Below are 13,932 nucleotides of genomic sequence, written 5' to 3'. Positions count from 1 at the left end.
ACGACGCGGGGCGGGTCGTACACGGACCACCCCCTGGCGAACGCGGCACCCGCCGCCGACGAACGGATAGTCACGTGGAAACCGTCATCGGACAGCTCTTCACCGGGCTCAGTCTCGGTTCGATTCTGCTGCTGGCAGCTCTCGGCCTGTCGTTGACCTTCGGTCAGATGGGCGTCATCAACATGGCCCACGGGTCGTTCATCATGGCCGGCTCATACACCGCCTACTCGGTGCAGGAGTACCTGGTCTCCAATGCTGGTGTGTCGCTGATCGTCTCGTTGGTGATCGGATTCCTCGTCGGCGGCCTGATGGGCGTGCTCCTCGAGGTGACACTGATCAAACGGATGTACGACCGGCCGTTGGACACCTTGCTGGTGACCTTCGGTGTCGGACTGATCCTGCAACAGCTCGCCCGTGACATCTTCGGTGCACCCGCAGTCGACGTGGTCGCGCCGTCATGGTTGTCCGGGGGCGTCGACATCCTCGGTGCGGTGGTCCCCAAGACACGACTGTTCATCATGCTGCTCGCGGTGGTCGCCGTCACCGCCATCGCGGTCATCATGAAGTACACGTCGATGGGCCGGCGCATCCGTGCGGTCGTCCAGCATCGAGATCTGGCCGAGACGAGCGGAATCTCCAGCCGCAGCACCGACATCACGACGTTCTTCATCGGTTCGGGCCTCGCCGGCGTGGCCGGGGTGGCTCTGACGCTGATCGGCTCGACCAGCTCCAACACCGGGATGACGTATCTGATCGATGCGTTCCTCGTGGTGGTCATCGGCGGTCTCGGCCAGATCAAGGGCGCGGTCATCGCGGCCATCGCCCTGGGCGTCCTGAACTCGTTCATCGAATACAACACGACGGCATCGGTGGCCAAGGTCGCCGTGTTCGTCATCATCGTGATCTTCCTGCAGATCCGGCCGCAGGGTCTGTTCACGGTCCAGTCGAGGAGTCTCGTGTGAAGGACTATTTCAGCGGTTCGTGGAGGGTCTGGGCGGGTTTCGCGGTTGCCGCGATCCTGCTGTTCGGGGTCGCCCCCGCGGTCCTCTCGGATTTCCGTCTCAATCTGCTCGGCAAGTTCCTCTGCTTCGGCATCGTGGCGGTCGGCATCGGCCTGGCGTGGGGTCGCGGCGGGATGCTCACCCTCGGGCAGGGCGTCTACTTCGGTCTCGGCGCCTACATCATGGCGATGCATCTGAAGATCTCCGACGCCGAGCTGCGCGGCGACGATGTGCCCGATTTCATGCAGATCGCCGGTATCCGGGAGTTGCCGGGATACTGGCAGCCATTCGCGTCGCCGCTGGTGACGATCCTCGGCATCGTTCTGGTGCCGACGCTGCTGGCGATCCTGCTCGGTCTCGGTGTGTTCAAGCGGCGGGTCAAGGGCGCGTACTTCGCGATCCTGTCGCAGGCGCTCGCCGCGGCCTTCGCCATTCTGCTGATCGGTCAGCAGACGACCGGAGGCAGCAACGGGCTCAACCGTTTCCGGAGCTTCTTCGGGCTGGCGCTCAACGATCCGGTGAACCGTCAGCTGCTGTTCTTCATCACCGCGGCCATCCTCCTCGCCGTCGTCGCGATCACCCGGCAATTGATGTACAGCCGGTACGGCGAGCTCCTCGTCGCCGTTCGCGATCAAGAGGAGCGGGTGCGCTTCCTCGGTTACGACCCGGCCAACGTCAAGGTCGTCGCGTATGCGATCGCCGCGCTCTTCGCGAGCATCGCGGGCGCGATGTTCGTCCCCATCGTCGGCATCATCTCTCCCGCCGATGTCGGGATCGTGCCCTCGATCGCCTTCCTCATCGGGGTGGCGATCGGCGGTCGCACGACCCTGCTCGGACCGGTTCTGGGTGCCATCGCGGTGGCGTGGGCGCAGACGAGCCTGTCCGAGAACTTCCCGTCCGGGTGGACGTATGCGCAGGGCATCCTGTTCATCGTCGTCGTCGGCTTCTTCCCGGCGGGACTGGCCGGCATCGGCGCGATCATCAAGTGGCGCAAGAAGAAACCCGCCGATCTGTCGCCGACCGGAGACATCGACGAGCACGCAGCGAGCAAGGTAGGGGTCTCATCATGAGCGAACACGGGTCGTCGACGATCATCGACCACTCACCGATCGCCGGCGGCAACGCCGGCATGGGCAGCGACTACCTCCAGGTGCGTGGACTCAGCGTCGAATTCGATGGCTTCAAGGCGGTGTCCGATGTCGATCTGACTCTGCTGCAGGGTGATCTGCGCTTCCTGATCGGACCCAACGGTGCCGGCAAGACCACCATCATCGACGCCATCACCGGTCTGGTGAAACCGACCGGTTCCATCCAGAAGTCGGGTGTGGAACTCGTCGGCAAGAAAGTGCACCAGATCGCGCGTCTGGGCGTCGGCCGAACCTTCCAGACCGCGAGCGTCTTCGAGGAACTGAGTGTCCTGCAGAACCTCGACATCGCGGCGGGTGCCGGGCGTTCGGTGTGGACGATGCTGCGGCGACGTCCCACCCAGGTGCCGGACTCGATCGCCGAGGCGCTCGAGACCATCGGCCTGCAGGATCTGCGGGACACGCCTGCCGGCGTGCTGGCCCACGGTCAGAAGCAGTGGCTGGAGATCGGGATGCTGCTGGTGCAGAACGCCTCCGTGCTGCTGCTCGACGAACCGGTCGCGGGTATGAGCCACGAGGAGCGGGAGGAGACCGGGAACCTGTTGCGGCGCATCGGCGGTGAGCGCACGGTGGTCGTCGTCGAACACGACATGGACTTCATGCGCTCGTTCGCGACCTCGGTGACGGTGCTCGCGCGCGGGCGGGTGCTGGCCGAGGGGACGGTCGCCGAGGTGCAGGCCAATCCAAAGGTTCAAGAGGTGTATCTGGGGACCGCCGCCGGTGGCGAGGAACTCGAGGAGATCGCGGGAGAGGCCGACGGTCCGCTCGACGGCGCGCCGGCGCCCACGACGCAGGAGAGGGGCCAGACATGCTGAAACTGTCCGGGATTCATGCCGGTTACGGGCGCACCGAAGTGATCCACGGCGTCGACATCGAGGTGCCCACCGACGGTGTCGTCGCCGTGATGGGGCACAACGGCGCGGGCAAGACCACGCTCCTGCGCGCGGCCGTCGGTCTGGTGAAGACCACCAACGGAACGATCACCTTCGACGACGTCGACATCACCCGGGCCCGGCCGAGTGCGCGCGTCGCCCACGGCATCGCCTATGTGCCGCAGGGCCAGCAGAGCTTCGGCCACCTGACCACCGCCGAGAACCTGCAGGTCGTCGCCGACGGCCGCAAACGCGGCAAGGAACTCATCGCCGAGATGCTGGACATGTTCCCGGCGCTGAAGGAACTGCTCGGGCGTCGGGCCGGGTTGTTGTCGGGTGGCCAGCGGCAGCAACTCGCCATCGCGCGGGCACTGATCACCGAGCCGCGGATGCTGATCCTCGACGAACCGACCGAAGGAATCCAGCCGTCGGTGGTCGCCGAGATCGAACAGACGATCACCACACTCACCCGGCGCGGCGGTCTGGGCGTCCTCCTCGTCGAACAGCACATCGGTTTCGCCCTCGAGGCCGCACAGCAGTACTACGTGCTCGAGAGTGGACGCGTCACGTCGTCGGGTGAGGGTGGGGCGGCCGCGGAAACGGCTGTGCGCGAGGCGATGACGATCTAGTTCCGGAATGCCCCGAAGCTCTCAGCCGGGAGCCATCCGGCTGAGGTGTTCCCACGTCCGGTAGTAGTCCTCACGTGCTCGGTTCATCTCGTGGACCTGGTCGAAGGACTGACTCCCGAGAATCAGGCGGCGCGGAGGGTCGGGGAGCGAGGCGAGCTCGAGCATCGCGGGTGCGGCGGTGGACGCCGCGGGCGATGTGGCGTCGCCCCACATCGCTGTCATCTCGGTGCGCAGGTCCTGATACTGCGGAAGCGGATCGGTCATCGTCGTCCCGGTCGTGAACAGGCTCGTGTCGTAGCCACCCATCTGAACAACGGTGACCTTGATGCCGAACTGTTCCACCTCCATGGCCAGGGCTTCGCTGACCGAATCGAGCGCGGCCTTGCCCGCTCCGTAGAAGCCGACCGTGGCCATACCCCCTCCGCTGCCCATCGACGTCACCTGCAGGAGGCGTCCGCCGCCGCCGGCGCGGAGGTGGGGGACCACCGCCTGCGCAACCCAGACCGCGCCGAAGAAGTTGAGGTCGAGGTGTGCCCGGACCTGTGATTCGGTGGCTTCCTCGACCATGCCGTACAGCATTCCGCCGGCATTGTTGACGACCACGTCCAGCCGGCCGAACTCCGACACCGCCCGGTCGACTGCGGCGAACACGGCGGCGCGGTCGGTGACGTCCAGCGCCAGAGGCACCAGCCGTCCCGGGTGCTGCTCCGCCAGTGGTCCGAGTGACTCGACGTCGCGCGCTGCGGCGATCACGCGCTCGCCCGTATCGAGGACTGCCTCGGTGAATGCGCGTCCCAGACCGCGCGTCGCTCCGGTGATGAACCAAGCTCGTGGGGTTGTCATCGTCATCCACCCTTCATAAACGGAACGTATCGTCTCGGTAGCAGGCTAGACGGGCATCGGCGGTCCGTCAATACGAACCGTCTCGTTTCGGGTAGTCTGTGGCGGTGTCAGACAACAGGGGGCCGGACCACTCGCGACGCAGGGCGCGATCCAGGGAGGCGATCCTCGAGGCCACCCGGGCACTCGTCGCCGACGAGCCCTACGGCAAGGTCACCATGGAGGCGATCGCCGCGCGTGCCGGCGTCGGCAAGCAGACGATCTATCGGCGCTGGTCGTCGAAGAGCGCCGTCGTGTTCGCTGCCGTGCTCGATCTGAGCGAGGGCGTCGACGGGCAGGCGGTCGAGCTGCCGGACACCGGGGACCTCGAGGCCGATCTCAAAACGGTTCTGCGGGCCACCGTGGACGAGTTCGCCGATCCGTCCTTCGACCGTCTCATCCGTGCGGTGAACGCCGAGGTCGTCAACGACGCCGAACTCGCGGCCGAGTATCGGGACAAACTCGCCCAGCCGCTGGACGAGGCGAAGAAGGCGCGGCTACGTAGTGCGCAGCGAGACGGCCAACTGGATCCGGACGCCGACCTGGACGTCGTCCTCGAATTCCTGTACGCCCCGCTCTTCCAGCGATGGTTGCACCGCAGTGGCCCGTTGACCGTCGATTACGCCGACCAGCTCGTGGATGCGACGCTGCGGGCATTCGGTCCGGGGCGGCGGTCTGGCTGACGCTGCCCACCGATCAGTCCAGGTGAACGGGGATCTCGGTGGTGAGGTCGTGCGGGGCCCGCAACGGGAGGCGGTCGCCGCTCCAGAATCGGCCCGGGTCGAACCAGTTGGAGTCCTTGGACGCATCGAGAATGCCCATGTCGCGGTACGTGATCGCGACGACCTCGGCGCAGTAGGCGGCTTCGAGTCCGACGGCTCCCTCGCTGTCCGATGTGCGGCGTTCGTGTCGTCGATCGCGGCGCTCTCGCACCTTGCGATCCACGTAGGGGATGCCGCGCACCAGGTCGGTGGAGTTGGGAACCCGGCCGCGGAACCAGCGGCCGGCGAGTCGCGCCGTGGTGGGGAACGGTGTTCCGTCGAGTCTGGCGACGACGCGGAGCAGCTCGTCTTCCTGGGCCTGGGTGACCTCGGGTGTCAGCTGCCGGAACCAGCAGGCCTGCTTGTAGCGAACCATCCACTGCTCGACGGCTTCTCGAGCATCGTGCAATTGGACGCCACGGTGGTTCGAGCCCGTCCAGACATCGGTCAGGCGGTCCCCGAGCTCGGCGTGCCAGAGCAGCGGCGGCAGATCGTCGATGCACACGGCCATCGCGACGTGGTTGACCGGTGCGTTGGTCAGGGTGCGGATCGCCCGGTCGGGACCGGAATGGCCACGGAAGAGCCAGATGTCGCCGGTACGCGTGGCGTCGAGCGCCGCGGACAACGGAATCCCGGTATCGGCCTGATCTCCGCGGATGAGGTTCCTGCTGGTGGGCACGGACAAAGGCTAGTGCGTTCCGGGCGACATATCCTGCCCGCATGAGGAATGTGTGGAAGTGGCTGGGTCTTGCCGGTGCCGTGGGGGTGGCCACGGGTGGGGTGATGGTCGCCCGCGATCAGCGGCAGCGACAGTCCTACTCGGCCGACGACGTGCGCGCCCGGTTGCACCAACGTCATCAGCAGTCGCAGGTGGGGAGTGGCGGCGCCGACGATTCCTGAGGACACTGGTGACGAGGTCGCCCGCCAGGGTTCGGCCAGAGAGGTGTCACCATGACCGACAACAACGGATTCGGCGGAGGGCCGTTCAACTTCGGGCCCGAGGACTTCGACCGCTTCGCACGCGAGGCCGGGGACGGGCTGCGGGACGTCTTCGGCAAGCTCTTCGAGGGACAGGCCGGACCCGCGGCCTTCTCGATGTTCTTCGACGAGGCGTCGCGTGGACGGACTCGGACGAAGCCTCGCGAGGAGACCACCGGCGAGGCCGGGTCGGGTGTCTGGGCGGTCTTCGTCGTCGATGACGACGGCGGTGCACGCGTCGAGCAGGTCTACGCCACCGAACTCGACGCGCTGCGCGCGAACAAGAACAACACCGATCCGCGTCGTAACGTGCGCTTCCTGCCGTATGGCATCGCGGTGAGCGCACTGGACACCGCGGTCACCGAGGCCGGGCCGGACGACTCGGCGTCGTAGCGAGCTCATGACGCACAAGGCCGGCGAGTCCATGAGGACCCGCCGGCCTTGTTCTGTCTCAGCCGTCACGGCACACGGGGTGCCGTCATCGGTGTCAGAGGTTCGCGCCGCAGACCGGCCACGCGCCGGGGCCCTGCGAGGCGAGGACGTTCTCGGCGACCCGGATCTGCTCCTCGCGAGAGGCGTCCGCCGGGTTGCCGGTACCGCCGTTGGCCTGCCAGGTGCTCATCGTGAACTGGAGCCCGCCGTAGTAGCCGTTTCCGGTGTTGATCGCCCAGTTGCCGCCGCTCTCGCACTGTGCGACGGCGTCCCAGTTGCCGCTGTCCGCGCTCGCGGTCGACGCCAGCATCCCGAACGGGGCGGCGGTCAGTGCGCCGACAACCGCGGCACGGGCGACGAGCTTGGTCATGTGGGTCTTGGTCATTCGCATGGTCTTCGTTCCTCCTCACCACCCCGGGGTTGGCAGGGCGGTTGATCTCGGACCGTGGGCGACCATACGTGCTTGGTAACGGGTAGGTCACGTCGTGTTCGTGACCTGCGGGTACCCGGTAACGCTCGGATAACGGTGTTAGCTTGCGGGCGAATGCCCAGCGCATCGCAGCTATTTGGGGGCGTCGGAGCGGCACCGGTGTTCGGACCTTTCGATGAGGAAGGTCACAGCAGAAGTGTGTGGCCCGTCACTTGTGCGGGCCACGAACGGCGAGTATCAGCGCCGCTTCACGGCGATCCGACCGCCCCGCAACGGGGCATACGCCACGCCGCGTGAGAACCAGCGTTCGGCGGGCGCTGTCGTCGTCAGGAGTTCGTGCTCGCGGAGCAGCGTCCGCAGGACCACGTCCATCTCCATGGTCGCGAACGCGGCGCCGATACAGCGGCGGGTGCCGCCACCGAACGGCAGCCAGGCGGGTGGGGGCGCGGTCCCGAGGAACCGGGTGGGGTCGAAGCGTTCCGGGTGCTCGAACTCGCGACTGTCGTCGTGGAGAAGTGCTATCGACACCAGGACGTTGTGACCGCGTGGAATGCGCCAGTCGCCCAGTTCGAGCTGGTCGGCGACGACATGTCGGCCGGCGAAGTCGATGACCGGACGGCTTCGCTGGGTCTCCAGGATCGTCGCATGCCGGTACTCGTGTCCGCCTTCGTCGACCTCGGCGACCAGGGCGGCGAGCACGTCGGGATGCCGCCGCAGCCGCTCGAACGCCCACGCGAGGGTGGTGGCGGTGGTCTCGTGGCCGGCCGCGAGCATCGCGAGCAACTCGTCGGCGATCTCGTCGTCGGTCATCGAACTGCCGTCGTCGTATCGGCTGCGCAGCATGAGGGCCAGGATGTCGTCGCGTTCGTCGAGTCGGGAGTCGTTGCGCGCCTTGGTGATCACGCGGTCGATACAGGACCGGTACTCGGTGTGCATGCGCGCGAAGCGGTGATTGGGGTCGACCGGCCGCAGGATTCGCGGGAGGACCGGAGTGGTCGCGGCACGCGAACCGACGGTGACCATCGGCGGGATCATGCGGCGGAGCTGATCGAGGTCGTCGCCCTCCGCACCGAACACCGCGCGCAGGATGACGTTGAGGGTGATCCGCATCATCGGTTCGAGCGAGGCGAACTCCACGCCGGGCCGCCAGGTGGCGGTCTCGGCGTGGACCTCGTCGACGACGATCTGTTCGTAGGCCTTCATCCGCTTGCCGTGCAGGGGCGGGGTCAACAACTTGCGGCGTGCGCGGTGCCGGTTGCCCTCGAGAGCGAACATCGACCCGGCGCCGAGTATGCGTCCCAGATTGGGTTGGACGTTGCTCACCTGGTCTCCGGCGGTGAACAACCGGCGGGCGAGGGTGGCGTCGGAGATGACGACCGCAGGACCGAAGACGGGCAGTCGCACGGTGAACGCGGGTCCGTGGCGTCGATGCAACCGGGCGAAGAAGTGTCGGCGGGACACGACTGCGGCCGCGCCCTGGAGTGCGGACGGCATCCTGGTGGCGGGTGGCAGATCGGCGTTGGTGCTCAGCATGGGCGTGCTCATGGCATCGACACTCCGGGTCGCTGGTACGTGGACGTACCAGCGACGGTACGCGTACGTACCACCCGGGACAAGGCCCTATGCTCGAACGTGTGAATGCTGGACTGGGCCCGCCCGATCCACTCCCGGCGCCGTGGGCGATCTCGGCGGCGGGTGCGTCGACGCGCGATCGGCTGCTCGCGGCGATGCTCGAGTGCATCGCCCAGGCGGGATACCGCGACACCACCGTCGCCGACATCGTGCGGGTCGCACGGACGTCGAGGCGGTCGTTCTACCAGGAGTTCGCCGACAAGCAGGCGTGCTTCTTCGCGCTGCTGACGGTCACCAACGAGTTCTTGATCGCCGAGATCGCGCGGCGCGTCGATGCGCAGGCGCCGATAGAGGAGCAGGTGCGACAGGCGGTGTCGTCGTACGTCACGGCGAGCGAGCGGTATCCGGGTCTCACCTTGAGTTGGATCCGCGAACTGCCCGCACTCGGCAGTGCGGCTCAGACGGTCAAAGACGAGGCATTGGAAGCGTGGATCGCACTCTTCGTCGGCCTCACCTCGACCCCGACGATGGCCGCCGCGGGGGTGGCCCCGATGGACCGCCAGCGTGCGATCTTCCTGTGGGGTGGGTTCCGGGAGCTGACCGCCGGTGCTGTGGAGTCCGGCGCCCCACTGACGTCGATCATCGAACCGGCGACCGCGGCGTCACTCGCTCTGGTGACACCGCGCACTGCGTGACGACACCTCAGCGGCTCAGTGCCACGAACCGCGCTGGTACTGCGGGGGATACGGCGCCTCGCGACGGTTGATGCCCAGTTCGTGCGCGGCACGCAGTGGCCAAGACGGTTCCCGCAGTGCGACGCGGCCGAAGAACACGGCCGTGATGTCGTCGTCGCCCGCGACCTTCTCGGCCTGATCGGGTTCGGTGATGAGGCCGACGGCTGCGGTCGGTACTCCGGACTCGCGGTGGATCGACCGCGCGAGGTCGACCTGGTAGCCGGGTCCGATCGGGATGTCGGCGAGCACGTTGCCGCCGGACGACACGTCGATCAGATCCACGCCACGCTCGGACAGGAGCTTCGCGAGCCGAGCCGACTCGGCGACATCCCAACCGCCGTCGGTCCACTCCGTGCCCGAGACGCGCACGAACAGCGGCTTGGACGCGGGCCACACCTCGCGGACCGCGTCGACGACCTCGACGGTGAGTCGGGTTCGGCCCTCGAAGTCGCCGCCGTAGGCATCGGTCCGGTGATTGGAGAAGGGCGACAGGAATTGATGCAGCAGGTAACCGTGCGCCGCGTGGATCTCGACCACGTCGAACCCCGCGTCGTCGGCGCGGCGCGCGGCCTGCACGAACGCGTCGACGACCTCGGCGATCTGGCCGGTGGTCATCGCGGTGGGGGCGGGCAACCCCTCGAACGGGACGTCGGACGGGCCGACCGTCGTCCACCCGCCGTCAGCGGGCGCGATGGCCCCGGAGCGGTCGTCGAACGGCGCGTAGGTGGAGGCCTTGCGGCCGGCGTGTGCGAGCTGGGTGCCGATGACCGAACCCTGGCCGTGCACGAAGTCGACGATGCGACGCCACGCTTCGGCCTGCTCGTCGTTCCACAGTCCGGCGTCCTGCGGGCTGATGCGACCCTCCGGGACGACGGCCGCGGCCTCGGTGAGTATGAGCCCGAATCCGCCCGCTGCTCGCGCGCCCAGGTGGGTCAGGTGCCAGTCGGTGGGCACGCCGTCACCGGCGAAACAGCTGTACTGACACATCGGCGCCAACCAGATGCGGTTGGGGATCTCGACGTCGCGGATGGCCATCGGTTCGAAAAGCGCGGTACTCGTCACGAGAAGACTCAACCAACCGCCGTGTGTCGTATTCCCCCGGTGACCTAACTCTCCGGGCATGATGAACGCCGGGCGACAAGGAAAGTGAGGCGGCGGTGAGCGATTCGGTGGCGGTCGGGGAAGCGGTGGCGGTCGAGGTCGACGGCCCGGTGGGCGTGATCACACTGGGCGCCGAGCGGCGTCGGAACCCGTTGTCCACCAGCACGATGCGCGCCATCACGGCCGGTCTCCGGGGCTTCGACGACGATGCCCGCGTGCGGGTGATCGTGATCCGAGCCCTGGGCCCGGCGTTCTCTGCGGGCCACGACCTGGGCGAGCTCGTCGACCGGACCCTAGACGACGAGCGAGCGGTGTTCGCGACCTGCACCGAACTCATGCGGACCGTTCACGAGGTGCGGCAACCGGTCATCGCCGAGGTCGCGGGAATGGCGTTCGCCGCGGGCTGTCAACTCGTCGCGACATGCGATCTCGCGGTCGCCGGCCGCAGCGCCCGATTCAGCACGCCCGGTGTGCGGATCGGGCTGTTCTGCTCCACCCCGATGGTCGCGCTGTCCCGCGCCGTCGGCCGCAAGCGGGCGATGCACATGTTGTTGACCGGGGAGGTCGTCGACGCCGAGACCGCCCTCGAGTGGGGGTTGTTGAGTGGGGTGGCCGACGACGCGGACCTGGCCGGCACGGTCCGAGAACTCGCCCTGCGGATCGCCGGGTCGAGCGCGCGAACGGTGTCGATCGGCAAGCAGGCCTTCTACCGTCAGATCGAACTCGACGAGGCGGCCGCGTACGACGAGATGGGCGAGACCATGGCCACCAACGCGATGACGTGTGACGCGCAGGAGGGGATCTCGGCCTTCCTCGAGAAGCGTGAACCGGTGTGGACCGACAGCTGAGGCCCGGTCGCAGAATCGCCACCGACCGGAACCGGGAGGTGGCGATTCTGCGATGGAGTCAGGCGTCGATCTGTGCGGTGGCCGCGGCGAAACGCGCCAGATGGGCGTCGGCAGTGCCGAATTCGTACTCGATCGCCGTGAGCCGTTTGAAGTAGTGGCCGATGGCCAGCTCTTCGGTCATGCCCATACCGCCGTGCAACTGCACCGCGTTCTGCCCGATGAAGCGGGCGGCGCGGCTGATGGTCGCCTTGGCGGCCGACACCGCGGCAGCCCGCTCGGCGGGCTCGGAGTCGAGGGACAGGATCGCGAAATACTGTGCGGCCACCGACTGTTCGAGCTGCAGGTGCATGTCGACCATCCGGTGCTGCAACACCTGGAAGCTCCCGATCGGAACGCCGAACTGCTCGCGCTGTTTGGAGTACTCGACGGTGTCGGTGAAGACCTTGCGCATCAGCCCGACCGCCTCCGACACGACCGCGGCGATCGCGGTGTCCCACGCCTTCTCGAGGATCTCGATCGCGCCGTCGTCGGCGATCAAGGCGTCGGCGGGCAGGCGCACGTCGGTGAATGTGATGTCGGCGGCCTGTCGGTCGTCGATGGTCCGCAGCTTGTGCAGCTCGAGCCCCTGCGGCAGACCGTCGGCGAGGTCGATGAGGAACAGCGACAGGCCCGCCGGATCATGCGGTTCACCGGCAGTGCGCGCCGTGACGATCAGGTAATCGGCGATGGGGGCGGTGGTCACGACTGCCTTGCTGCCGTTGAGAACCCATTCGTCGCCGTTGCGGTCGGCGCTGGTCTCGATGCGGGAGAGCACCCCACCGGAACCATCCTCGAGGGCGGCGAGTGCGCTGAGCGCCTCACCCTCGGCGATGCGCCCGGCGGCGGCGAGCGCGGCGGGGTTGCCGGTGGCGTGCAGCAGGCCGGCCCCCAGGACCACCGAGTCGACGAACGGCTCGACGACGAGCGCGTGGCCGAGGGCCTCGGTGACCACCATCAGTTCTTCTGCGCCGCCACCGAATCCGCCGATCTCCTCGGGCAGGCTCGCGCCGACGACGCCGAGGTCCTCGACGAATGCTTTCCAGATCTTCGGCTGCCAACCCTCGCCGACCTTGGCGGCGTCGCGGCTGGCCTGCAGGTCGTAGCGCGCGTCGAGGAACTTGTTGAGGCCGTCGGACAGCAACTGCTGTTCGGGTGTGAGTGTGAAGTCCATCAGTTCTCTCCTGTGACCGTCAGAGACCCAGAGCCGCTTTGGCGAGGATGTTTCGTTGAATTTCGTTGCTGCCGGCGTAGATCGATCCCGCACGGTCGTTGAAGTAGTGCAGCGGTGCGACGGCCTGCCACGGCTCGCCGCTGACGTAACCGTCGGTGGGCGGCGTGTACTGGAAGATCGGTCCGCCCGGCCGGGTGGCATGGGGCTGGAAGACGCGACCGTGCGGACCGGAGGCCTCCAGGCTCAGCGTGGTGATCTCTTGGCTCAGCTCGGTGCCCAGGATCTTCAGCATCGACGCGATCGACCCCGGGTCCTTGCCGGAACTCATCGCGGCCAGAGCGCGGTATTCGAGCACCTCGAGGATCTTCGCGCGTACCTGGATGTCGGTGAGCTTGGCGGCGAACGCGGGGTCCTCCGACAGCGGTCCGCCGTTCGGGGCGGTCACCGACGCCGCGTCGCGACCGAGTTGCTCGGCCATCACCTGCAGGGCCGGCGCCGCGGCGCCTCCACCACGCTCGAACACGAGGAGGTACTTGGCGACGGTCCATCCCTCGTCGATCTTGCCGAGGACGTTCTTCTTGGGGACGCGGACGCCGTCGAAGAAGACCTGGGCCTGCACCTGCTCGCCGGAGGCGAAGACCAGGTTCTGTACCTCGATACCCGGCGAGTTCATGTCGATGAGGACGAACGTGATGCCCTGCTGCTTGCGCTCCTGACGCGACGTCCGCACCAGGCAGAAGATCCAGTTCGCCTCCGAGGCGTGCGTGGTCCAGATCTTCGACCCGGTGACGACGAGGTCGTCCCCGTCGTCGACTGCCGCCATCGACAGCGACGCGAGGTCGGACCCGGACTCCGGCTCGGAATACCCCTGGCAGAAGAACACGCTGCCGTCGAGGATGCCCGGGAGGAAGAAGTTCTTCTGCTCATCGGTCCCGAACGCCATGATCGCGTGCGAGACCATCCGGATTCCCATGGGCGACAGCGACGGCGCCCCGGCGAGGATCGACTCACGGCTGAAGATGTAGTGCTGGGACTGCGACCAGTCGCAACCCCCGTACTCCACCGGCCATGCGGGTGCCGCCCAGCCGCGCTCGTGCAGGATCGCCTGCCACGTCATCGAGGCCTCGTGGTCGGAGTAGACGCTGGTGCGCAGCGTGCCCGCCGCGCGTAGGTCGGGGGTCAGTTTCTCGTCGAGGAACGCGCGGACCTCGTCGCGAAACGCGGCGTCGTCCGGAGACCAGTTCATGTCCATGAGCGGTGCGCAACCTATCTGTAAACGGTTGTGGTCAGATGGGGGTCGAAAGGGAATCTACCGAATGATCGGCGCGCAGCGTAGTCCG

16 protein-coding genes are annotated in these 13,932 nt (G+C 67.3%); 9 read left to right on the top strand and 7 right to left on the bottom strand.

Annotation, left to right across the window (positions count from 1 at the left end; all coding sequences use genetic code 11):
- Window positions 1-74 precede the first annotated feature (74 nt).
- From urtB to urtE, 4 genes are read left to right on the top strand one after another with little or no spacing between them, the layout of a single operon-like run.
- Window positions 75-962 carry an urea ABC transporter permease subunit UrtB gene (gene urtB, locus MAY35_RS06890; RefSeq protein WP_238420141.1) on the top strand — a complete coding sequence of 296 codons (888 nt, stop codon included), beginning with the start codon at window positions 75-77 and terminating at the stop codon, window positions 960-962.
- Window positions 959-2,071, top strand: coding sequence for an urea ABC transporter permease subunit UrtC (gene urtC / locus MAY35_RS06885; protein WP_238420140.1), 1,113 nt, complete (start codon window positions 959-961; stop codon window positions 2,069-2,071). The genes urtB and urtC overlap by 4 nt, the downstream gene beginning before the upstream one ends.
- Window positions 2,068-2,961, top strand: a complete 894-nt coding sequence (gene urtD, locus MAY35_RS06880) for an urea ABC transporter ATP-binding protein UrtD (RefSeq protein ID WP_238420138.1) — start codon at window positions 2,068-2,070, stop codon at window positions 2,959-2,961. The genes urtC and urtD overlap by 4 nt, the downstream gene beginning before the upstream one ends.
- Entirely contained in the window at window positions 2,955-3,647 is a 693-nt protein-coding gene (gene urtE / locus MAY35_RS06875; protein ID WP_238420136.1) for an urea ABC transporter ATP-binding subunit UrtE, read from the top strand. Before urtD ends, urtE begins: the two co-directional genes overlap by 7 nt.
- 21 nt (window positions 3,648-3,668) lie before the next feature.
- Here urtE and MAY35_RS06870 read toward each other — a convergent pair whose 3' ends face one another.
- Window positions 3,669-4,490 (bottom strand): SDR family NAD(P)-dependent oxidoreductase, encoded by an 822-nt coding sequence (locus MAY35_RS06870; RefSeq protein ID WP_238420135.1) that lies wholly within the window; start codon window positions 4,488-4,490, stop codon window positions 3,669-3,671.
- Window positions 4,491-4,594: 104 nt separating this feature from the next.
- On the opposite strand from MAY35_RS06870, the gene MAY35_RS06865 reads away from it, so the two are divergent.
- Window positions 4,595-5,209 (top strand): TetR/AcrR family transcriptional regulator, encoded by a 615-nt coding sequence (locus MAY35_RS06865; protein WP_238420134.1) that lies wholly within the window; start codon window positions 4,595-4,597, stop codon window positions 5,207-5,209.
- Between the two features lie 13 nt (window positions 5,210-5,222).
- Here MAY35_RS06865 and MAY35_RS06860 read toward each other — a convergent pair whose 3' ends face one another.
- Window positions 5,223-5,966 carry a guanylate cyclase gene (locus tag MAY35_RS06860; protein WP_238420133.1) on the bottom strand — a complete coding sequence of 248 codons (744 nt, stop codon included), beginning with the start codon at window positions 5,964-5,966 and terminating at the stop codon, window positions 5,223-5,225.
- A 41-nt stretch (window positions 5,967-6,007) separates the two neighbouring features.
- Here MAY35_RS06860 and MAY35_RS06855 point away from each other — a divergent pair, with 41 nt between their 5' ends.
- Window positions 6,008-6,187: a hypothetical protein gene (locus MAY35_RS06855; protein ID WP_238420132.1), complete on the top strand. Its 180-nt coding sequence runs from the start codon at window positions 6,008-6,010 to the stop codon at window positions 6,185-6,187.
- 51 nt (window positions 6,188-6,238) lie between these two features.
- Window positions 6,239-6,658, top strand: coding sequence for a hypothetical protein (locus tag MAY35_RS06850; protein WP_238420131.1), 420 nt, complete (start codon window positions 6,239-6,241; stop codon window positions 6,656-6,658).
- A gap of 94 nt (window positions 6,659-6,752) precedes the next feature.
- On the opposite strand, the gene MAY35_RS06845 is transcribed toward MAY35_RS06850, so the two are convergent.
- Together MAY35_RS06845 and MAY35_RS06840 are read right to left on the bottom strand one after the other, a co-directional pair.
- The gene (locus MAY35_RS06845; RefSeq protein ID WP_281063093.1) at window positions 6,753-7,088 is read right to left on the bottom strand and encodes a transglycosylase family protein; all 336 of its coding nucleotides are present in this window, start codon (window positions 7,086-7,088) and stop codon (window positions 6,753-6,755) included.
- A 276-nt stretch (window positions 7,089-7,364) separates the two neighbouring features.
- Window positions 7,365-8,672, bottom strand: coding sequence for a cytochrome P450 (locus MAY35_RS06840; protein ID WP_238420130.1), 1,308 nt, complete (start codon window positions 8,670-8,672; stop codon window positions 7,365-7,367).
- Between the two features lie 77 nt (window positions 8,673-8,749).
- Between MAY35_RS06840 and MAY35_RS06835 the strand changes: the two genes are divergently transcribed.
- The gene (locus MAY35_RS06835; protein ID WP_238420129.1) at window positions 8,750-9,394 is read left to right on the top strand and encodes a TetR/AcrR family transcriptional regulator; all 645 of its coding nucleotides are present in this window, start codon (window positions 8,750-8,752) and stop codon (window positions 9,392-9,394) included.
- 15 nt (window positions 9,395-9,409) lie between these two features.
- Here MAY35_RS06835 and MAY35_RS06830 read toward each other — a convergent pair whose 3' ends face one another.
- Window positions 9,410-10,495, bottom strand: coding sequence for an NADH:flavin oxidoreductase/NADH oxidase (locus tag MAY35_RS06830; RefSeq protein ID WP_238420128.1), 1,086 nt, complete (start codon window positions 10,493-10,495; stop codon window positions 9,410-9,412).
- 95 nt (window positions 10,496-10,590) lie between these two features.
- On the opposite strand from MAY35_RS06830, the gene MAY35_RS06825 reads away from it, so the two are divergent.
- Window positions 10,591-11,382 carry an enoyl-CoA hydratase gene (locus tag MAY35_RS06825; RefSeq protein ID WP_238420127.1) on the top strand — a complete coding sequence of 264 codons (792 nt, stop codon included), beginning with the start codon at window positions 10,591-10,593 and terminating at the stop codon, window positions 11,380-11,382.
- A gap of 58 nt (window positions 11,383-11,440) precedes the next feature.
- On the opposite strand, the gene MAY35_RS06820 is transcribed toward MAY35_RS06825, so the two are convergent.
- Window positions 11,441-12,592: an acyl-CoA dehydrogenase family protein gene (locus MAY35_RS06820; protein WP_238420126.1), complete on the bottom strand. Its 1,152-nt coding sequence runs from the start codon at window positions 12,590-12,592 to the stop codon at window positions 11,441-11,443.
- Window positions 12,593-12,611: 19 nt separating this feature from the next.
- Window positions 12,612-13,844, bottom strand: a complete 1,233-nt coding sequence (locus MAY35_RS06815) for an acyl-CoA dehydrogenase family protein (RefSeq protein ID WP_238420125.1) — start codon at window positions 13,842-13,844, stop codon at window positions 12,612-12,614.
- Window positions 13,845-13,932: the final 88 nt, after the last annotated feature.

Origin of the sequence: Gordonia sp. 'Campus' (genome assembly GCF_022206305.1) — a bacterium.
GTDB lineage: Bacteria > Actinomycetota > Actinomycetes > Mycobacteriales > Mycobacteriaceae > Gordonia.
This window is presented reverse-complemented; position numbering and strand designations above follow the sequence as displayed.